The organism is Pseudomonas sp. Pseusp11 (assembly GCF_047304405.1).
Taxonomy (GTDB): Bacteria; Pseudomonadota; Gammaproteobacteria; order Pseudomonadales; family Pseudomonadaceae; genus Aquipseudomonas.
This window is the reverse complement of the sequence record NZ_JBGLZF010000006.1, coordinates 188537-207571: the sequence shown is the minus strand read 5'-3', so window position 1 is coordinate 207571 and position 19035 is coordinate 188537. Positions and strand designations below refer to the sequence as shown.

19 protein-coding genes are annotated in these 19035 nt (G+C 59.5%); 9 read left to right on the top strand and 10 right to left on the bottom strand.

The genetic code is table 11. The features are described 5' to 3' along the window. Window positions 1-472: 472 nt before the first annotated feature. Window positions 473-1729: an NADP-dependent isocitrate dehydrogenase gene (gene icd, locus ACCC96_RS07470; protein ID WP_019580084.1), complete on the top strand. Its 1257-nt coding sequence runs from the start codon at window positions 473-475 to the stop codon at window positions 1727-1729. 86 nt (window positions 1730-1815) lie between these two features. On the opposite strand, the gene ACCC96_RS07465 is transcribed toward icd, so the two are convergent. After that, window positions 1816-2115 carry a cold shock domain-containing protein gene (locus tag ACCC96_RS07465; RefSeq protein WP_309475216.1) on the bottom strand — a complete coding sequence of 100 codons (300 nt, stop codon included), beginning with the start codon at window positions 2113-2115 and terminating at the stop codon, window positions 1816-1818. 225 nt (window positions 2116-2340) lie between these two features. Between ACCC96_RS07465 and clpS the strand changes: the two genes are divergently transcribed. Together clpS and clpA are read left to right on the top strand one after the other, a co-directional pair. Then, window positions 2341-2703: an ATP-dependent Clp protease adapter ClpS gene (clpS, locus tag ACCC96_RS07460; RefSeq protein ID WP_015094394.1), complete on the top strand. Its 363-nt coding sequence runs from the start codon at window positions 2341-2343 to the stop codon at window positions 2701-2703. Window positions 2704-2733: 30 nt separating this feature from the next. Further along, on the top strand, window positions 2734-5004 hold the full coding sequence (gene clpA / locus ACCC96_RS07455; RefSeq protein ID WP_019648478.1) for an ATP-dependent Clp protease ATP-binding subunit ClpA: 2271 nt from the start codon (window positions 2734-2736) through the stop codon (window positions 5002-5004). Between the two features lie 154 nt (window positions 5005-5158). Here clpA and infA read toward each other — a convergent pair whose 3' ends face one another. From infA to trxB, 4 genes are all read right to left on the bottom strand, one after another. Further along, window positions 5159-5377: a translation initiation factor IF-1 gene (infA, locus tag ACCC96_RS07450; RefSeq protein WP_002553999.1), complete on the bottom strand. Its 219-nt coding sequence runs from the start codon at window positions 5375-5377 to the stop codon at window positions 5159-5161. 100 nt (window positions 5378-5477) lie between these two features. Then, on the bottom strand, window positions 5478-6185 hold the full coding sequence (locus tag ACCC96_RS07445; protein WP_018925525.1) for an arginyltransferase: 708 nt from the start codon (window positions 6183-6185) through the stop codon (window positions 5478-5480). Window positions 6186-6272: 87 nt separating this feature from the next. Continuing rightward, window positions 6273-6953, bottom strand: coding sequence for a leucyl/phenylalanyl-tRNA--protein transferase (gene aat / locus ACCC96_RS07440; RefSeq protein WP_018925526.1), 681 nt, complete (start codon window positions 6951-6953; stop codon window positions 6273-6275). A 68-nt stretch (window positions 6954-7021) separates the two neighbouring features. Then, window positions 7022-7981, bottom strand: a complete 960-nt coding sequence (trxB, locus tag ACCC96_RS07435) for a thioredoxin-disulfide reductase (protein ID WP_413695354.1) — start codon at window positions 7979-7981, stop codon at window positions 7022-7024. Between the two features lie 306 nt (window positions 7982-8287). On the opposite strand from trxB, the gene ACCC96_RS07430 reads away from it, so the two are divergent. The 6 genes from ACCC96_RS07430 to cysG all read left to right on the top strand — a co-directional run bounded on the left by ACCC96_RS07430 (window position 8288) and on the right by cysG (window position 15842). Beyond that, entirely contained in the window at window positions 8288-10693 is a 2406-nt protein-coding gene (locus ACCC96_RS07430; RefSeq protein ID WP_019580089.1) for a DNA translocase FtsK, read from the top strand. A 68-nt stretch (window positions 10694-10761) separates the two neighbouring features. Continuing rightward, window positions 10762-11385, top strand: a complete 624-nt coding sequence (gene lolA, locus ACCC96_RS07425; protein ID WP_018925528.1) for an outer membrane lipoprotein chaperone LolA — start codon at window positions 10762-10764, stop codon at window positions 11383-11385. 69 nt (window positions 11386-11454) lie between these two features. Next, window positions 11455-12777 carry a replication-associated recombination protein A gene (locus ACCC96_RS07420; RefSeq protein WP_413695353.1) on the top strand — a complete coding sequence of 441 codons (1323 nt, stop codon included), beginning with the start codon at window positions 11455-11457 and terminating at the stop codon, window positions 12775-12777. Next, window positions 12777-13151 (top strand): fluoride efflux transporter CrcB, encoded by a 375-nt coding sequence (crcB, locus tag ACCC96_RS07415; RefSeq protein ID WP_007941127.1) that lies wholly within the window; start codon window positions 12777-12779, stop codon window positions 13149-13151. The genes ACCC96_RS07420 and crcB overlap by 1 nt, the downstream gene beginning before the upstream one ends. Window positions 13152-13166: 15 nt before the next feature. Continuing rightward, window positions 13167-14447: a serine--tRNA ligase gene (serS, locus tag ACCC96_RS07410; RefSeq protein WP_258669397.1), complete on the top strand. Its 1281-nt coding sequence runs from the start codon at window positions 13167-13169 to the stop codon at window positions 14445-14447. Next, on the top strand, window positions 14448-15842 hold the full coding sequence (cysG, locus tag ACCC96_RS07405; protein WP_019580092.1) for a siroheme synthase CysG: 1395 nt from the start codon (window positions 14448-14450) through the stop codon (window positions 15840-15842). Between the two features lie 114 nt (window positions 15843-15956). On the opposite strand, the gene ACCC96_RS07400 is transcribed toward cysG, so the two are convergent. The 5 genes from ACCC96_RS07400 to tusC all read right to left on the bottom strand — a co-directional run bounded on the left by ACCC96_RS07400 (window position 15957) and on the right by tusC (window position 19034). Beyond that, complete coding sequence (locus ACCC96_RS07400; protein WP_413695352.1) at window positions 15957-16958, bottom strand: glutathione S-transferase family protein; 1002 nt, start codon at window positions 16956-16958, stop codon at window positions 15957-15959. Window positions 16959-17048: 90 nt separating this feature from the next. After that, window positions 17049-18050: a glycosyl transferase family protein gene (locus ACCC96_RS07395; RefSeq protein ID WP_413695351.1), complete on the bottom strand. Its 1002-nt coding sequence runs from the start codon at window positions 18048-18050 to the stop codon at window positions 17049-17051. Continuing rightward, window positions 18047-18382: a TusE/DsrC/DsvC family sulfur relay protein gene (locus tag ACCC96_RS07390; protein ID WP_007941133.1), complete on the bottom strand. Its 336-nt coding sequence runs from the start codon at window positions 18380-18382 to the stop codon at window positions 18047-18049. The genes ACCC96_RS07395 and ACCC96_RS07390 overlap by 4 nt, the downstream gene beginning before the upstream one ends. Further along, window positions 18379-18672, bottom strand: a complete 294-nt coding sequence (gene tusB, locus ACCC96_RS07385) for a sulfurtransferase complex subunit TusB (RefSeq protein ID WP_258669365.1) — start codon at window positions 18670-18672, stop codon at window positions 18379-18381. Before tusB ends, ACCC96_RS07390 begins: the two co-directional genes overlap by 4 nt. Further along, the gene (tusC, locus tag ACCC96_RS07380; protein ID WP_028941281.1) at window positions 18672-19034 is read right to left on the bottom strand and encodes a sulfurtransferase complex subunit TusC; all 363 of its coding nucleotides are present in this window, start codon (window positions 19032-19034) and stop codon (window positions 18672-18674) included. The genes tusB and tusC overlap by 1 nt, the downstream gene beginning before the upstream one ends. Window position 19035: the final 1 nt, after the last annotated feature.

Below are 19035 nucleotides of genomic sequence, written 5' to 3'. Positions count from 1 at the left end.
GCACAGAAACTCGAGGGGCGCCGGGTAAGCGCGTTCGTTCAAAGTCATCCATGAGCCGAATGTCGAGGTTTCTTTGCTGTGATGTTGGGTGCATCGGTCGAGCGTCAAGCGGGTGGACTGCGGTAACAATCCTGCTTTTTCGGGCCCAGGATCTCGGCTACATTTGCAGTGGCAGAGCGGTCGGCCGTCGTGACTCTGTGGTCAGCGGCGGCATTATACATAGGTAGCTGGCAATCTGCCGATGGTTCATATGCAACGATTCTCGTCCATTGGTCTAAAGGTCGCAGGCAGGTGTGGGGAGTAGCCTTGTATGGCGTGCTTGAGTTTGGCGCTTTTCCCTTTACTTTCAGGCTTGTACGTCACGAACTGTGCAGCTTCGCGGCAGATGGACGGAACATAGGGTTTGCGCGCCGATTTAACTGGGGTACGCTCGGACGAAGCCAGATGTTCAATCCAAACAATGGAGTTCAGCATGGGATACAAGAAGATTCAGGTTCCAGCCGTCGGCGAAAAAATTACCGTCAACGCGGACCATTCTCTCAATGTTCCTAACAACCCGATCATTCCCTTCATTGAAGGCGATGGTATTGGCGTTGATATCAGCCCGGTCATGATCAAGGTTGTCGATGCTGCTGTTAAGAAGGCTTACGGCGGCGAGCGCAAAATTTCCTGGATGGAAGTCTACGCCGGGGAGAAAGCGACTCAGGTTTACGATCAGGACACCTGGCTGCCTCAGGAAACCCTGGACGCGGTCAAGGATTACGTGGTTTCCATCAAGGGCCCTCTGACCACGCCGGTCGGCGGTGGCATCCGTTCCCTGAACGTGGCGCTGCGCCAGCAACTCGACCTGTATGTGTGCCTGCGTCCGGTGCGCTGGTTTGAAGGCGTGCCGAGTCCGGTCAAGAAGCCGGGCGACGTCGACATGACCATCTTCCGCGAAAACTCGGAAGACATTTATGCCGGTATCGAATGGAAGGCCGGTTCGCCGGAAGCGACCAAGGTCATCAAGTTCCTTAAAGAAGAAATGGGCGTCACCAAGATCCGTTTCGACCAGAATTGCGGTATCGGCGTCAAGCCGGTTTCCCTGGAAGGCACCAAGCGTCTGGCGCGCAAGGCCCTGCAGTATGTGGTCGACAATGACCGCGACTCGCTGACCATCGTGCACAAAGGCAACATCATGAAGTTCACCGAAGGTGCCTTCAAGGAATGGGCCTACGAAGTGGCTGCCGAAGAATTCGGCGCGACCCTGCTCGATGGCGGTCCATGGATGCAGTTCAAGAACCCGAAAACCGGCAAGAACGTCATCGTCAAGGACGCCATCGCCGACGCCATGCTTCAGCAGATCCTGCTGCGTCCGGCCGAGTACGATGTGATCGCCACCCTGAACCTCAACGGTGACTACCTCTCCGACGCCCTGGCGGCGGAAGTGGGCGGTATCGGTATTGCGCCGGGTGCGAACCTGTCCGACACCGTGGCCATGTTCGAAGCCACCCACGGCACCGCGCCGAAGTACGCCGGCAAGGACCAGGTCAACCCGGGTTCGCTGATTCTGTCCGCTGAAATGATGCTGCGCCACATGGGCTGGACCGAAGCGGCCGATCTGATCATCAAGGGCACCAATGGCGCCATTGGTGCTAAAACCGTGACCTACGACTTCGAGCGTCTGATGGACGGTGCCAAACTGGTGTCGTCTTCGGGCTTCGGTGATGCGCTGATCTCGCACATGTAAGCGAAGAGCGGCTGCAATAAAACCGCCCGGCTTGAGTGATCGAGTCGGGCGGTTTTTTTATGACTGGATGCCTTGGGTGGTATGAATCAGCTCACGGCTTTGGCGTGGCTGCTGGTAGCGGCTGCTGCTGCGGCTGCGGCGGCTGCTGCGTCAATGGCCACTTTGTCCATAATTTTGACGGCATGCAGCCCCTTGGGGCCTTGAACAATGTCAAAGTATACGGCTTGCCCGGCCTTGAGGGTCTTGTATCCATTCATATCAATGGCTGAGTAGTGGGCAAAGAAATCGATTTCTTTTCCGTCCTCGTCACGACCTTCCCTGGCGTCGGTATTAATGAAACCGAACCCCTTGGCATTGTTGAACCATTTCACCTTACCGACAGCCATACCCATATCCCTCTGCAACAGACTCCATCACTGGAGTATCATCCAGTTAATCCGCAGTCTAATCTTGCAAACAGGATTGACTCCGCGGACCTTTTTTACCCACTGTGGGCTCTATTGGTTGTAACACCGTTTTCCCGATAGTCAAGGTGACCGGGCAGTCGGAGTTGAAATCGTCGATGGGCGCCCCCACCACTGTATTTGCACAACTGACGAACCTTTCTTTCCATGCATGCAATCAGCCAGATTCGACTAACATTCAATCAGGATCGCCCTGATTTACACGACGACGATTCCGCAGGCATTGCTGTTCAGGAGGCTAAGCCTGCTTTACAGGCGCCGCCTATGTACAAGGTGGTTTTGTTCAACGATGACTACACACCGATGGATTTCGTCGTCGAAGTGCTCGAGGTGTTTTTTAACCTGAATCGCGAGCTGGCGACCAAGGTCATGCTGGCCGTCCATACAGAAGGACGGGCAGTATGTGGAGTGTTTACCCGCGACATCGCCGAGACCAAGGCCATGCAGGTCAACCAGTACGCCAGGGAAAGCCAGCATCCGCTACTCTGTGAAATCGAGAAGGACGGTTAATCGCCGACCACTTGGGTATGAGGTGAAGCTATGTTAAACCGCGAGCTCGAAGTCACCCTCAATCTAGCCTTCAAGGAGGCTCGTTCGAAGCGTCATGAATTCATGACCGTCGAACACCTGCTGCTGGCCCTATTGGATAATGAGGCTGCCGCTACCGTTTTGCGTGCCTGCGGCGCAAACCTCGACAAACTCAAGCATGACCTGCAGGAGTTCATCGACTCCACCACGCCATTGATCCCCTTGCATGACGAGGATCGTGAAACCCAGCCAACCCTGGGCTTCCAGCGTGTACTGCAACGTGCTGTCTTTCATGTACAGAGCTCGGGCAAACGCGAAGTGACTGGCGCCAACGTGCTGGTCGCGATCTTCAGTGAGCAAGAGAGTCAGGCAGTGTTTCTGCTGAAACAGCAGAGCGTTGCGCGCATTGATGTCGTCAACTACATCGCCCATGGCATTTCCAAAGTGCCAGGGCATGGCGATCACTCTGAAGGTGAACAAGATATGCAGGACGACGAGGGCGGTGAGTCTTCTTCTTCAGGCAATCCTCTGGATGCTTATGCCAGCAACCTCAACGAACTCGCGCGCCAGGGTCGTATCGATCCATTGGTAGGTCGTGAGCTCGAAGTCGAGCGCGTCGCGCAGATCCTGGCGCGTCGTCGCAAAAACAATCCGCTGCTGGTGGGCGAGGCGGGCGTGGGTAAAACCGCGATTGCCGAAGGCCTGGCCAAACGCATTGTCGACAATCAGGTGCCGGACCTGCTGGCCAACAGCGTGGTGTATTCCCTCGATCTGGGGGCCTTGCTGGCCGGAACCAAATACCGCGGCGATTTCGAGAAGCGCTTCAAGGCGTTGCTCAATGAACTGAAAAAACGTCCGCAGGCGATCCTGTTCATCGACGAGATCCACACCATCATCGGTGCGGGCGCTGCGTCCGGTGGTGTCATGGATGCCTCGAACCTGCTCAAGCCATTGTTGTCTTCGGGCGATATTCGCTGCATCGGTTCGACCACGTTCCAGGAATTTCGCGGGATCTTCGAGAAGGACCGTGCCTTGGCCCGGCGCTTCCAGAAGGTCGATGTGTCGGAGCCTTCGGTGGAAGACACCATCGGTATCCTGCGTGGCCTGAAAGGGCGATTCGAGCTCCATCACAACATTGAATACAGTGATGAAGCCCTGCGCGCCGCTGCCGAACTGGCGTCGCGTTACATCAATGACCGGCACATGCCGGACAAGGCCATCGACGTCATCGACGAGGCGGGCGCCTATCAGCGTCTGCAGCCAGTCGAGAAGCGCGTGAAACGCATTGAAGTGCCTCAGGTCGAGGACATCGTTGCGAAAATCGCGCGAATTCCGCCAAAACACGTCACCAGCTCCGACAAAGAGCTGCTGCGTAACCTTGAGCGTGACCTGAAGCTCACGGTATTCGGTCAGGATGCGGCGATCGACTCACTGTCGACCGCGATCAAACTGTCCCGTGCCGGCCTCAAGTCGCCTGACAAGCCCGTCGGTTCGTTCCTGTTCGCAGGCCCGACCGGTGTCGGTAAAACCGAAGCTGCGCGGCAGCTGGCCAAGGCGTTGGGGGTCGAGCTGGTTCGCTTCGACATGTCCGAGTACATGGAGCGCCACACCGTATCGCGTCTGATCGGTGCGCCTCCAGGCTATGTCGGGTTCGACCAGGGCGGTCTGCTGACCGAAGCCATCACCAAGCAGCCTCACTGCGTATTGTTGCTCGATGAAATCGAGAAGGCGCATCCGGAAGTTTTCAACCTGCTGTTGCAGGTCATGGACCACGGTACGCTGACCGATAACAACGGGCGCAAGGCGGACTTCCGTAACGTGATCGTCATCATGACGACCAACGCCGGTGCCGAGACTGCAGCGCGTGCTTCGATCGGTTTCACCTATCAGGACCACTCGTCCGATGCGATGGAAGTGATCAAGAAGAGCTTCACGCCGGAATTCCGCAACCGTCTGGACACCATTATCCAGTTTGGTCGCCTCAGTCATGAGGTCATCAAAAGCGTGGTGGACAAGTTCCTTACCGAACTTCAGGCGCAGCTGGAAGACAAGCGTGTGCTGCTGGAAGTCACCGACGCTGCTCGCAGCTGGCTGGCTGCCGGTGGTTACGACGTGACCATGGGGGCTCGACCAATGGCGCGCTTGATTCAGGACAAGATCAAGCGTCCGCTGGCGGAGGAGATTCTCTTTGGCGAACTGGCTGAGCATGGCGGTGTGGTGCACATCGACATCAAGGACGGCGAGCTGACCTTCGAGTACGAGACCACGGCTGAAATGGCCTGACGTTAACCGCAACAAAGCAAAAGGCGCCGAAAGGCGCCTTTTTGCTGTCTGGCCGACACACCGACACCCCCCCTGCGCAATCGGGTTTCGGCGGCCGTTAAATCGCAGGCAAACAAAAACGCCCGGCATAGCCGGGCGTTTTGTATTGACTTGATTAGCGAGCGCGGTAGGTGATGCGCCCTTTGCTCAAGTCATAGGGCGTCAGCTCGACGCGCACTTTGTCGCCGGTAAGAATACGAATGTAGTTCTTGCGCATCTTGCCGGAGATATGCGCGGTTACGACGTGCCCATTTTCCAACTCCACACGAAACATGGTGTTGGGCAGGGTGTCGACGACAGTGCCTTCCATTTCGAAGCTGTCTTCTTTCGACATGCAGTAAAGCCCTCGGTGTCCAATGAATGGCCCGGTGCAACTGCGCCAGGCAAAAGCGGCGTGCATTGTGCCCGAAAAGTGGGGTTTAAGCCAAGGGGTTCTAGTTCAGGATGACCCAACGTTGATTAATCAGCAGTTCGATAGGGCGATATTGGGTCTTGTAGCTCATTTTTTTGCAGTTTTTGATCCAGTAGCCGAGATAGACCGCTTCCAGCCCCAGGCGCCCGGCTTCGGCAATCTGCCAGAGAATCGCGTAACGCCCAAGGCTGCGACGCTCCTCGCCAGGCTCGTAGAAGGTGTACACCGCTGACAGGCCATTGGGCAGCAAGTCGGTGACGGCCACCGCCACCAGTCGGCCTTCGAGACGAAATTCGTAGAAGCGGGAGAACGGCAGGTCACGCACCAGGAAGGTCGAGAACTGATCGCGACTCGGCGGATACATATCGCCGTCGGCGTGGCGCTGTTCGATGTAGCGCTGATAGAGGTCGAAATACTCCTCGCTGAACGTTGGTCGGGCCGGGCGTACCTGCAGGTCGGCATTGCGTTTGAGAATGCGTTTCTGCTGGCGGTTGGGGGTAAATTGCGCTACAGGAATGCGCGCCGGTACGCACGCATTGCAATTCTGGCAATGGGGCCGGTAGAGATGATCGCCACTGCGACGAAAGCCCATTTCCGACAGATCTGCGTAGACATGCACATCCATGGGCTGACTGGGATCGAGGAACAGCGTAGTGGCCTGCTCCTCGGGCAGATAACTGCAAGAGTGGGGCTGAGTGGCATAGAACTTCAAACGCGCCAACTCGGTCATGATCAACCCTCGGGATAAACTTTTGATAAGGGGACTTTCTCAATTCGTCTCCCCGCATTAAGTGTAAGCCACACGGGCCAATGTCGCTCAGCAAACCCAGGTGGCACGACCGGGTTGATCCAGGTGCCGGGCAAGGTAGCCGGCAAACTCGGTGCGGGGAATCGCTCGGGCGCCCAGGCTGTGCAGATGATCGGTAGGCATCTGGCAATCGATCAGCACAAAACCTGAGTCTTTCAGATGTCGCACCAGCGTGGCAAAGCCATATTTGGAGGCGTTGTCGGCGCGGCTGAACATCGACTCACCGAAAAACAGCTGTCCCATGGCCAGGCCGTAGAGCCCGCCGACCAGCACGCCATCGTCCCAGACCTCCACCGAATGGGCGTAGCCGCGCCTGTGCAGTTCGACGTAGGCGTCCTGCATCGCTTGGGTGATCCAGGTGCCATCGGCGTACTCGCGCGGCGCGGCGCAGGCGCTGATGACCGCGGCAAAATCCCGATCGAAGGTCACTTGATAGCGTTGTTGGCGCAGCAGTTTATTCAGGCTGCGGGAGACGTGCAGTTCGTCGGGAAACAGCACCGTGCGCGGATCCGGCGACCACCAGAGAATCGGTTGGCCTTCCGAGAACCACGGAAAGCAGCCATGGCGATACGCCTGAATCAGACGGTCGGCGGACAGATCGCCGCCCGCGGCCAGCAGTCCGTTGGGGTCGCGCATGGCTTTTTCCAGCGGCGGAAAAGTCAGGGTATTGCGTTGTAACCAAGTCAGCATGGCATCCGGGCTTGCAGAAGGGGAGGGCGGTGGCGGGCCGATAAACCCGCCAGATAGAAGGTTAACCGTCAAACGCCGGGAATGTCATCGAGATACTTCTCGGCATCCAGCGCAGCCATGCAACCAGCTCCGGCAGAGGTCACTGCCTGGCGGTAAACGTGGTCGGCCACGTCGCCGGCGGCGAATACACCCTGGATGGCGGTGGCGGTGGCGTCGCCTTCACTGCCGCCCTTGACCAGCAGGTAGTCGTTGCGCATCTGCAGCTGGCCCTGGAACAGGTCGGTGTTGGGTTTGTGGCCGATGGCGATGAACACGCCGGCCAGCGACAGTTCAGCGGTTTCGCCGGTATGGCTGTGACGCAGGCGGGCGCCGGTCACGCCGCTGGCGTCACCGAGTATTTCGTCCAGGTTCTGGTTCCAGTGCAGGCGGATATTGCCGTTGGCGGCTTTTTCGAAGAGCTTGTCCTGCAGGATCTTCTCCGAACGCAGTTTGTCGCGACGGTGAATCAGATGAACCTCCTTGGCGATGTTCGACAGGTACAAGGCTTCTTCCACCGCAGTGTTGCCGCCGCCGACCACCGCGACCACCTGGTTGCGATAGAAGAAACCATCGCAGGTGGCGCAGGCCGAAACCCCTTTGCCGGCAAAGGCTTCTTCCGATGGCAGCCCCAGGTATTGGGCCGAAGCGCCGGTGGCGATAATCAGTGCATCACAGGTGTAGGTGCCGCTGTCGCCGATGAGCTCGAACGGGCGCTGTTGCAACTTGGCGGTATGGATGTGGTCGTAAACGATCTCGGTGTCGAAGCGTTCGGCGTGTTTCTGCATGCGTTCCATCAGCACCGGGCCGGTCAGGCCTTCGACGTCGCCGGGCCAGTTGTCGACTTCGACGGTGGTGGTCAGCTGGCCACCGGCCTGTATGCCGGTAATGACAACGGGTTTGAGGTTGGCGCGAGCGGCATAAACGGCTGCGCTGTAACCGGCAGGGCCGGAACCCAGAATGATCAGGCGGGAATGCTTCGCTTCACTCATAAAAACACCTCATAAGCCTTTGTCACAAAAGAGAATGCATGCTCAAATTGGACGACGCGTATTGTGCTGTTGGCTATGCTGGAGCCAAGGGTCTCAAGCATGGCATTGGGCGAACAAACCCGTACAATGCCCGCTTGTAACAGTGTTTGTATCAAAAAAGCGCTGCGTGCCGTATTTCGAAAAACCGGGGCACAGTGTTAAAAGTAGTCCCGGTTGGGACTGTTAACTTTTTTACCTGCCTGGATTGGGCAGTTTTTATAGTCATTCAACAGATGGACGCGCCAAGGGCGCAGGAAAAGAAGCGTTTTGAAGAAATCCACCGCAGCACCTAAAACAGTCGTTCCGCTCTGGCGCCAGCAATTGCACTACCGGCTCAAGGAAGGTGCATTGATCGCCATCGGTGCCTTGTGCCTGTTCCTGATGATGGCCTTGTTGACCTATGGCAAGGACGATCCGGGCTGGAGCCATAACAGCAAGATCGACGACGTACAGAACTTCGGCGGGCCTGCCGGTTCTTACAGCGCCGACATCCTGTTCATGGTCCTGGGTTACTTCGCCTACATTTTCCCGCTATTGCTGGCGATCAAGGCCTATCAGATCTTCCGTCAGCGCCACGAGCCATGGCAGTGGAGCGGCTGGCTGTTTTCCTGGCGCCTGATCGGCCTGGTGTTTCTGGTGCTGTCGGGCGCGGCGCTTGCCCATATCCATTTCCATGCGGCGACCGGTCTGCCGGCCGGCGCGGGCGGCGCTTTGGGTGAAAGCCTCGGCGACCTGGCGAAGAATGCCCTGAATATTCAGGGCAGCACGCTGCTGTTCATTGCGCTGTTCCTGTTCGGCCTGACGGTATTCACCGACCTGTCGTGGTTCAAGGTGATGGACGTCACCGGCAAGATCACCCTCGATTTGTTCGAATTGTTTCAGGGCGCGGCCAATCGCTGGTGGGCAGCCCGTACCGAACGCAAGCAACTGGTCGCCCAGCTACGTGAAGTCGACGATCGCGTGCATGACGTGGTTGCGCCGACGGTCACCGACAAGCGTGAGCAGGCCAAGGTCAAGGAACGCCTGATCGAGCGCGAGCAGGCCCTGAGCAAGCACATGTCCGAGCGCGAAAAGCAGGTGCCGCCGGTGATTGCTCCCGCGCCGCCCAAACCGGCCGCTCCGAGCAAGCGCGTGGAAAAAGAGAAACAAGCGCCGTTGTTCGTCGACAGCGCCGTGGAAGGCACCTTGCCGCCGATTTCGATTCTCGACCCGGCGGAAAAGAAACAACTCAATTATTCGCCTGAATCCCTGGCGGCCGTCGGCCACTTGCTGGAAATCAAGCTCAAGGAATTCGGCGTCGAAGTCTCGGTAGACTCGATTCATCCGGGCCCGGTCATTACCCGTTACGAAATCCAGCCTGCCGCCGGGGTGAAAGTCAGCCGCATTGCCAACCTGGCCAAAGACCTGGCCCGTTCCCTGGCCGTGACCAGCGTGCGCGTGGTGGAAGTGATTCCGGGCAAGACCACGGTCGGTATCGAGATCCCTAACGAAGACCGGCAGATCGTGCGGTTCTCCGAGGTCTTGTCGACCCCCGAGTACGATAACTTCAAGTCGCCGGTCACCCTGGCCCTGGGTCATGACATCGGCGGCAAACCGGTCATTACCGACCTGGCGAAAATGCCGCACTTGCTGGTGGCCGGTACGACCGGTTCCGGTAAGTCGGTGGGTGTGAACGCGATGATCCTGTCGATTCTGTTCAAGTCGGGCCCTGAAGACGCCAAGCTGATCATGATCGACCCGAAAATGCTTGAGCTGTCGATCTACGAAGGCATCCCGCACCTGCTGTGCCCGGTGGTCACCGACATGAAGGACGCCGCCAACGCCTTGCGCTGGAGCGTCGCCGAGATGGAGCGGCGCTACAAACTGATGGCGAAGATGGGCGTGCGTAACCTGTCGGGCTTCAACGCCAAGGTCAAGGAAGCCCAGGACGCCGGCGAGCCGTTGAGCGATCCGCTGTACAAGCGCGAAAGCATCCACGACGAGGCGCCGCTGCTGCAAAAACTCCCGACCATCGTCGTGGTCGTGGACGAATTCGCCGACATGATGATGATCGTCGGCAAGAAGGTTGAAGAGCTGATCGCGCGTATCGCGCAGAAGGCGCGTGCGGCGGGTATCCACTTGATCCTCGCGACCCAGCGTCCGTCGGTGGACGTGATCACCGGCCTGATCAAGGCGAACATCCCGACGCGTATGGCGTTCCAGGTATCGAGCAAGATCGATTCGCGGACCATCATCGACCAGGGCGGCGCCGAACAACTGCTGGGCCACGGTGATATGTTGTACATGCCGCCGGGCACCAGCCTGCCGATTCGTGTTCACGGCGCATTCGTGTCCGATGACGAGGTGCACCGGGTGGTTGAAGCCTGGAAACTGCGCGGCGCGCCGGAGTACAACGATGACATCCTCGCCGGTGTCGAAGAGGCTGGTAGCGGCTTTGAAAATGGCGGCGGTGGCGGTGAAGATGATGCCGAAACCGACGCGCTCTACGACGAAGCGGTGCAGTTCGTCCTGGAAAGCCGTCGCGCATCCATCTCCGCGGTTCAGCGCAAGCTGAAAATCGGCTACAACCGCGCGGCGCGCATGATCGAAGCCATGGAAATGGCCGGGGTCGTAACGTCCATGAACACCAACGGTTCGCGTGAAGTCCTGGCCCCTGGCCCGGTGCGCGACTGATCCGGTATTGAAAGGGGCGGCGTCTTGAGGCGCCGCCCGCACTCCCACGAATGTTTATGAGGACTCCCATGCGTCTTATCCGCATGCTGTTGCTGCCGGTACTGGCTCTGACCACGCTCTCGGCCCACGCCGACGACAAGGACGTGGCGCGTCTGACTCAACTGCTGGAAAAATCCCAGACCCTGACCGCGCGCTTCTCCCAGCTGACCCTCGATGGCAGCGGCACCCAGTTACAAGAAACTGCGGGTGAAATGTCCTTGCAGCGTCCGGGCCTGTTCTACTGGCACACCAACGCGCCGGCCGAGCAAACCATGGTCTCGGACGGTAAGAAAGTGACCCTGTGGGACCCGGATCTGGAACAGGCCACCATCAAGACCCTCGACCAGCGCCTGACCCAGACCCCGGCGTTGCTGCTGTCCGGTGACGTGTCCAAGATCAGCCAGAGCTTCGACATCAGCGCCAAGGAAGCCGGCGGCGTGATCGACTTCACCCTGAAGCCGAAAACCAAGGACACCCTGTTCGACAGCCTGCGCCTGTCGTTCCGCAATGGTCTGGTCAATGATATGCAGATGATCGACAGCGTCGGCCAGCGCACCAACATCCTGTTCACCGGCGTGAAGGCCAACGAGCCGATCCCGGCCTCCAAATTCAAGTTCGACATCCCCAAGGGTGCCGATGTGATCCAGGAGTAAACCTGTAGAAGCGGGCTTGTGTGGTGTTCGCCAAACTTGAGAATTGACTCGAGGTTTTAAAAGTACGTGATGGACCTGTTTCGCAGCGCCCCGATTGCTCAGCCCTTGGCCGCCCGTTTGCGTGCGGCCAATCTGGACGAGTACGTCGGTCAGGAACACGTGCTCGCTCGCGGCAAGCCTTTGCGCGAAGCCCTGGAGCAGGGTGCCCTGCACTCGATGATTTTCTGGGGGCCACCGGGCGTGGGTAAAACCACCCTGGCACGGCTGCTGGCGGAAGTCTCGGATGCGCACTTCGAAACGGTTTCGGCGGTGCTGGCCGGGGTCAAAGAGATTCGTCAGGCGGTGGAAGTCGCCAAGCAGCAGGCCGGGCAGTACGGTAAACGCACCATCCTGTTCGTTGATGAAGTACATCGCTTCAACAAGTCCCAGCAGGATGCGTTCCTGCCATACGTTGAAGATGGCACGCTGATTTTCATCGGCGCGACCACGGAAAACCCCTCGTTTGAACTCAACAACGCGCTGCTGTCCCGGGCGCGCGTCTATGTACTCAAAAGCCTCGACGAAGCAGCCCTGCGCAAACTGGTACATCGCGCGCTGACCGAAGAGCGCGGGTTGGGCAAACGGCAGCTGACCCTCAGCGATGAGGGCTTCCAGATGCTGCTGTCCGCCGCCGATGGCGATGGCCGGCGTCTGCTCAACCTGCTGGAAAATGCCTCGGACCTGGCCGAAGACAACAGCGAAATCGGCATCGACCTGCTGCAAAGTCTGCTCGGCGATACCCGTCGGCGCTTCGACAAGGGCGGCGAAGCCTTCTACGACCAGATATCGGCGCTGCATAAATCGGTGCGCGGTTCCAACCCCGATGGCGCCTTGTACTGGTTCGCGCGAATGATCGATGGCGGCTGCGACCCGCTGTACCTGGCCCGACGCGTAGTGCGCATGGCCAGCGAAGACATCGGCAACGCCGACCCCCGCGCCCTGAGCCTGTGCCTGGCGGCGTGGGAAGTGCAGGAGCGCCTCGGCAGCCCCGAAGGCGAATTGGCGGTGGCCCAGGCCATTACGTATCTGGCTTGCGCGCCAAAAAGCAACGCGGTGTACATGGGCTTCAAGGCTGCGATGCGCAGCGCTACCGAACACGGTTCGCTGGAAGTGCCGCTGCACCTGCGCAATGCGCCGACCAAGTTGATGAAGCAATTGGGCTATGGCGATGAATATCGTTACGCCCACGATGAACCGGATGCCTACGCCGCTGGCGAAGATTACTTCCCGGACGAGTTGGAGCCACAACGGTTCTATCAACCCGTGCCCCGCGGCCTGGAGCTGAAGATCGGCGAAAAGCTCAACCACCTCGCGCAGCTTGACCGTCTAAGCCCCCGACAGCGGAGAAAATAGTGATTCCTTTGATCGTTGCGGTTTCTGTCGGCGGTGTCGCCGGCACGCTGTTGCGCTTCGCCACCGGTAACTGGATCAACGCGAATTGGCCGCGGCACTTCTATACCGCGACGCTGGCCGTTAATATCGTGGGCTGTTTGCTGATCGGCGTTCTATACGGCCTGTTTTTGATTCGCCCGGAAGTATCGTTTGCGGTACGCGCCGGGTTGATCGTTGGCTTCCTCGGGGGGCTGACGACTTTTTCATCCTTTTCACTGGATACGGTGCGCCTGCTGGAAACCGGGCAAGTGCCGCTGGCCTTGGGCTATGCGGCCATCAGCGTATTCGGCGGGCTGCTCGCCACCTGGGCTGGCCTGTCCTTGACCAAACTTTGATAACGAGAAACCGACATGCTCGATTCCAAACTGTTACGTAGCAACCTTCAGGACGTAGCGGACCGCCTGGCATCCCGTGGCTTTGCCCTGGATGTTGCGCGCATCGAAGCGCTGGAAGAACAGCGCAAGACCGTCCAGACCCGCACCGAAGCTCTGCAGGCTGAACGTAACGCGCGCTCCAAATCCATCGGCCAGGCCAAGCAGCGCGGCGAAGACATCGCGCCGCTGATGGCGGATGTCGAGCGCATGGCGGGCGAGTTGAGCGCCGGTAAAGTCGAGCTGGACGCGATCCAGACCGAGCTGGATTCGATCCTGCTGGGCATTCCGAACCTGCCGCACGAATCGGTGCCGGTCGGCGATGACGAAGAAGGCAACGTTGAAGTGCGCCGTTGGGGCACGCCAAAGACTTTCGACTTCCCGGTTCAGGACCACGTGGCCCTGGGCGAGAAGTTCGGCTGGCTGGATTTCGAAACCGCCGCCAAACTGTCCGGCGCCCGTTTCGCCCTGCTGCGCGGCCCGATCGCCCGTCTGCACCGTGCACTGGCGCAGTTCATGATCAACCTGCACATCAACGAACACGGTTACGAAGAGGCTTACACGCCTTATCTGGTACAAGCGCCGGCCCTGCAAGGCACCGGTCAGTTGCCGAAATTCGAAGAAGACCTGTTCAAGATCAGCCGCGACGGCGAAGCCGATCTGTACCTGATCCCGACCGCTGAAGTGTCGCTGACCAACATTGTGGCCGGCGAAATCGTCGATTCGAAGTTGCTGCCGATCAAGTTCGTGGCGCACACGCCGTGCTTCCGCAGCGAGGCCGGCGCGTCGGGTCGCGACACTCGCGGGATGATCCGTCAGCACCAGTTCGACAAGGTCGAGATGGTCCAGATCGTTGAGCCGTCGACCTCGATGCAAGCGCTGGAAAACCTGACCGCCAATGCCGAGAAAGTCCTGCAACTGCTGGAGCTGCCATACCGCACCCTGGCGCTGTGCACCGGCGACATGGGCTTCAGCGCGGTCAAGACCTACGACCTGGAAGTGTGGATTCCGAGCCAGGACAAGTACCGCGAGATTTCGTCGTGCTCCAACTGTGGCGACTTCCAGGCCCGCCGCATGCAAGCGCGCTTCCGCAACCCGGAAACCGGCAAGCCTGAGCTGGTGCACACCCTGAACGGTTCCGGCCTGGCGGTCGGTCGTACCCTGGTGGCGGTACTTGAGAACTATCAGCAGGCCGACGGTTCGATCCGCGTGCCTGAAGTGCTCAAGCCGTACATGGGTGGCCTTGAGGTCATCGGCTAAATGGACTATCTGCCGCTGTTTCATAACCTTCGCGGCAGTCGTGTGTTGGTCGTCGGCGGGGGGGAGATTGCCTTGCGCAAATCCCGCCTGCTGGCCGAGGCCGGTGCGCTGCTGCGAGTGGTCGCACCTGAAATCGAACCGCAGTTGCGTGAGCTGGTAGCCGGCAGCGGTGGCGAGTGCCTGGTGCGTGGCTACGTCGAGGCGGATCTGGACGGTTGCGGGCTGATCATCGCCGCCACCGACGACGAACCGCTGAACGCGCAAGTCTCCGCCGATGCCCATCGGCGTTGCGTGCCGGTCAACGTGGTGGACGCGCCGGCCCTTTGCAGCGTGATCTTTCCGGCGATCGTCGACCGTTCGCCGCTGATCATTGCCGTGTCCAGTGGCGGCGATGCGCCGGTGCTGGCGCGGTTGATTCGCGCCAAGCTGGAAACCTGGATTCCTTCCACTTACGGTCAACTGGCCGGTCTGGCGGCGCGTTTCCGCAACCAGGTCAAAGGCCTGTTTCCGGACGTGCAACAGCGTCGGGCGTTCTGGGAGGATGTATTCCAGGGACCGATTGCCGACCGGCAACTGGCCGGGCAGGGCGCCGAGGCCGAGCGCTTGATGCTGGCCAAAATCAATGGCGAAGCACCTGTAGCCACTGGCGAGGTTTATCTGGTGGGCGCCGGGCCGGGTGATCCCGACCTGTTGACCTTCCGCGCCTTGCGCCTGATGCAGCAAGCCGACGTGGTGTTGTATGACCGTCTGGTGGCGCCGGCGATTCTGGATTTGTGCCGTCGCGATGCCGAGCGGGTCTACGTCGGCAAGCGCCGCGCCGATCACGCCGTGCCTCAGGAACAGATCAACCAGCATCTGGTGGATCTGGCCAAGGCCGGCAAGCGCGTGGTGCGCTTGAAGGGTGGCGATCCGTTCATTTTCGGGCGTGGCGGCGAAGAGATCGAAGAACTGGCGGCCCATGGCATCCCGTTCCAGGTCGTGCCGGGCATTACCGCTGCCAGCGGTTGCGCGGCGTATGCCGGGATTCCGCTGACTCACCGCGATTACGCGCAGTCAGTGCGGTTTGTCACCGGGCACCTCAAGGACGGTTCCACCGATTTGCCGTGGGCCGACCTGGTTGCGCCGGCGCAAACCCTGGTGTTTTACATGGGGCTGGTGGGCTTGCCGATCATCTGCGAGCAACTGATCAAGCACGGTCGCGCGGCCGATACCCCGGCGGCGTTGATCCAGCAGGGCACCACGGTCAATCAGCGGGTATTTACCGGCACCCTGGCCGACCTGCCACGGCTGGTGGCGGAGCATGAAGTGCATGCGCCGACACTGGTGATCGTTGGGGAAGTGGTGCAACTGCGCGAGAAACTGGCGTGGTTCGAAGGGGCTCAGGCGCAGGTCTGATTTCTGTGCTGCCTGTTGGAAAAAGATCGTCCGAACGCGGCCCGAGCCTTCGGCAGCTCCTACAGAGGATCGCGTAATCCTGTAGGAGCTGCCGAAGGCTGCGATCTTTTGATCTTAATTCCCTCGCCAAACCCCTTTCCCGCTCAACCGCCCCCGATCATGCGCCCCGGTGAAATCCTGCGCCGGCCCTTTAGGCACAATCCCGGTCGGATTGATGGTCTTGTGGCTGCCGTAGTAGTGGTTCTTGATGTGGGTGAAATCCACCGTTTCGGCAATCCCCGGCCACTGATAAATTTCCTGTAGCCAGTTCGACAGATTCGGATAATCGGCAATCCGCCGCAGATTGCATTTGAAGTGGCCGTGATACACCGCATCAAAACGAATCAGCGTGGTGAACAATCGGATATCCGCTTCGGTCAGGTATTCACCCGTCAGGTAACGATTCGCGCCCAGCAGTTGCTCCAACCGATCCAGCTCAGCAAACAACTCATCGAACGCTTCTTCGTAAGCCTGCTGCGAGGTGGCAAACCCGGCGCGATAGACGCCGTTGTTCACTGCTGGATAAATCCGCTCGTTCAGGGCGTCGATTTCGTTGCGCAGCGGAGCGGGGTAGAAATCCAGGTCATTGCCGGTCAAGTCATCGAATGCGCTGTTGAACATGCGGATGATCTCCGCCGATTCATTGCTGACGATGCGGTTGGTCTGTTTGTCCCACAGCACCGGCACGGTGACACGGCCGGTGTAGTCGGCGGTATCGGCGGTGTAGCGCTGGTGCATGAAATTGAAATGATCGAGCTTGTCGCCGGTTGATCCGAGGTTTTTATCGAAGGTCCAGCCGTTTTCCAGCATCAACCAGCTGACCACCGACACGTCGATCAGGCTTTCCAGGCCTTTGAGTTTGCGCAGGATCAGCGTGCGATGGGCCCACGGGCAGGCGAGGGACACATAGAGGTGATAGCGACCGGCCTCGGCGGCAAAACCACCGACGCCGCTCGGGCCTGGCTTGCCATCGGCGGTCAGCCAGTTACGACGCTGCGCCTGTTCACGCTGGAACGCGCCATCCTTGCTGCTTTGGTACCACTGATCCTGCCAGCGACCTTCGACTAACAAACCCATGTGCCTGACTCCTCAACCTATAAGCGTTGGAGAGGAGTCTATGCGCATAGGTTCGAACAAAAAGCGCAAAGGTTGGGCTGTTATGATCGATTAAATCGATCGGTCCCGGGCGTCCCAATATTGCTGGGCGGTTTCGAAGGCTTGTTCGCGAGGCTGGCCGAGGCCGCGCAAGGCCAGGGCCATGGTCGAGATCAGCGCCATTTGCGGGTAGCTGTCGACCACGTCGCCACGCCATACGGCTTTCAAGTGCTCCGGGTCCAGGCTCGCCGGTTTGACGTGGCGCTGGCTCGACAGCTGCGGCCATTCTTCATCCCAGCTTTCGCCGCCGGTGGTGCCATACAGGTGACTGTCGGCGTCCGGGTTGATCTCAATCTCGCCGCCATCGCCCTTGACGACGATTGCCGTGTCCCCGAGCAGACCGCTGGCATCGCGATGCACTGCCTGGTAGCCGGGGTGGAAAATGCTTTGCAGGCCACAACGGGCGCCCAATGGGTTGAGAATCCGCGCCAGGGAATGGATCGGCGAGCGCAGGCCCAGGGTGTTGCGCAGGTCGATCATTCGCTGAAGCTGGGGGGCCCAGTCCACCAATGGCATGAACGCCAGGCCGCCCTGATCGAGGGCCGCACCGACCTGCTGCCAGTTACGGCACAGTGGAATGTTCAGTGTCTGGAGCAGTTGTTCGCTGTACAGCCGACCTGCCGTGTGCGCGCCGCCGCCATGCATGAAGATGCGCACGCCGTTCTGCGCCAGGCACTTGGCCGCCAGCAGATACCACGGCAAATGACGCTTCTTGCCGGCGTACGTCGGCCAATCCAGATCGACCGCCAGTGCCGGTGGATTCAGGCGTTCACGCAAGGCTTCGGTGAACCCGGCCATTTCCTCGGCGCTCTCTTCCTTGTGCCGCAACAGCATCAGGAACGCGCCGAGCTGGGTGTCCTCGACCTTGTCGTCGAGCACCATGCCCATGGCTTGGCGGGCTTCTTCGCGGGTCAAATCACGGGCGCCGCGTTTGCCTTTGCCAAGAATCCGCACGAACTGGGCGAACGGGTGCTCGGCGGGCGTTTCGAGGGTCAGCGCTGGATAGTCGGTCATAAGCAATTCGTCGGTTTGGGCAGGCCCGCCAGTTTCGCGGCGAGTTTGGCAGGGGTGCCTTTGAACAGTCGGTTCAGGTGCAGGCTGTTGCCCTTGTCGGGGCCGAGCTTCAATGCGGTGTACTTGATCAACGGGCGGGTGGCCGGGGACAACTGGAATTCGTCGTAGAAACGGCGCAGCAGTTCGAGGATTTCCCAATGTTCCGGGCTCAACTCGATGTCTTCGGCGGCGGCGAGAGCGGTGGCCACCTCGGTAGACCAGTCGCTCAGTTCCACCAGGAAACCGTCCTTGTCCAGTTCAATGGCGCGGGCGCCAACGGTCAGGGATTTCATAGCCAACTGTTGACCTTGTCATAGTGAATCGACAGTTCGACGAAGGCCGGGTAGTCAATGGCACTGGCCCAGTCCGGAACTTGCACAGCACGGGCCTGTGCGTCTTCGGCCAGTACGAACAGTTTCAGGTTGCGAGCATGCAAAGAGCTGAATGGCGCGGTGCCTGGCTGCAAGGCATAGGCCGCATCGCCACTCAGCAGCAGCGCATCGTTGGGGCCGATCACGCGCAGGCAACTGCTCAGGCGCTCGTCGCCGAAAGGGGAATGAGACAACACATGCAAAGTCGACATCAGAGGGTGATCACCTGGTCGTAACGGTCAATAAGGGCGGTGATGTCCTGGGCGCTCAGTACCCGGGCTTCTTCAAGCGACAGACCTTTGGGGTCCAGGCCTCGGGCCGCTACGCTGTCAGCGCATACGAACAGGTCTTCGACGCCGAACATCGGCAAGGCTTGCAGGTTGGCGCTCAGGTCTTTTTGCTGCAACGCCTTGGCGTCCTGTTTCGCAGCGAGCTGGAACACGCCGTCATCGAGAAACAGCAGGCCGATTGGCAAATCGAAAGCACCGCCGGCCAATACAATGTCCAGCGCTTCCCGCGCATTCGGCCCGGACCACGGCGCCTGACGGCTGATAATCAGCAAGGATTTAGCCATC

What these genes read in the sequence shown, in the direction of transcription:
- cysG (WP_019580092.1), top strand. Translation starts at nt 14,448, where the DNA reads ATGGACTATCTGCCGCTGTTTCATAACCTTCGCGGCAGTCGTGTGTTG.
- serS (WP_258669397.1), top strand. Translation starts at nt 13,167, where the DNA reads ATGCTCGATTCCAAACTGTTACGTAGCAACCTTCAGGACGTAGCGGAC.
- tusC (WP_028941281.1), bottom strand. Translation starts at nt 19,034, where the DNA reads ATGGCTAAATCCTTGCTGATTATCAGCCGTCAGGCGCCGTGGTCCGGG.
- ACCC96_RS07390 (WP_007941133.1), bottom strand. Translation starts at nt 18,382, where the DNA reads ATGAAATCCCTGACCGTTGGCGCCCGCGCCATTGAACTGGACAAGGAC.
- ACCC96_RS07400 (WP_413695352.1), bottom strand. Translation starts at nt 16,958, where the DNA reads ATGGGTTTGTTAGTCGAAGGTCGCTGGCAGGATCAGTGGTACCAAAGC.
- ACCC96_RS07395 (WP_413695351.1), bottom strand. Translation starts at nt 18,050, where the DNA reads ATGACCGACTATCCAGCGCTGACCCTCGAAACGCCCGCCGAGCACCCG.
- infA (WP_002553999.1), bottom strand. Translation starts at nt 5,377, where the DNA reads ATGTCGAAAGAAGACAGCTTCGAAATGGAAGGCACTGTCGTCGACACC.
- ACCC96_RS07465 (WP_309475216.1), bottom strand. Translation starts at nt 2,115, where the DNA reads ATGGCTGTCGGTAAGGTGAAATGGTTCAACAATGCCAAGGGGTTCGGT.
- tusB (WP_258669365.1), bottom strand. Translation starts at nt 18,672, where the DNA reads ATGTCGACTTTGCATGTGTTGTCTCATTCCCCTTTCGGCGACGAGCGC.
- ACCC96_RS07420 (WP_413695353.1), top strand. Translation starts at nt 11,455, where the DNA reads ATGGACCTGTTTCGCAGCGCCCCGATTGCTCAGCCCTTGGCCGCCCGT.
- icd (WP_019580084.1), top strand. Translation starts at nt 473, where the DNA reads ATGGGATACAAGAAGATTCAGGTTCCAGCCGTCGGCGAAAAAATTACC.
- ACCC96_RS07445 (WP_018925525.1), bottom strand. Translation starts at nt 6,185, where the DNA reads ATGACCGAGTTGGCGCGTTTGAAGTTCTATGCCACTCAGCCCCACTCT.
- lolA (WP_018925528.1), top strand. Translation starts at nt 10,762, where the DNA reads ATGCGTCTTATCCGCATGCTGTTGCTGCCGGTACTGGCTCTGACCACG.
- aat (WP_018925526.1), bottom strand. Translation starts at nt 6,953, where the DNA reads ATGCTGACTTGGTTACAACGCAATACCCTGACTTTTCCGCCGCTGGAA.
- clpA (WP_019648478.1), top strand. Translation starts at nt 2,734, where the DNA reads ATGTTAAACCGCGAGCTCGAAGTCACCCTCAATCTAGCCTTCAAGGAG.
- clpS (WP_015094394.1), top strand. Translation starts at nt 2,341, where the DNA reads ATGCATGCAATCAGCCAGATTCGACTAACATTCAATCAGGATCGCCCT.
- trxB (WP_413695354.1), bottom strand. Translation starts at nt 7,981, where the DNA reads ATGAGTGAAGCGAAGCATTCCCGCCTGATCATTCTGGGTTCCGGCCCT.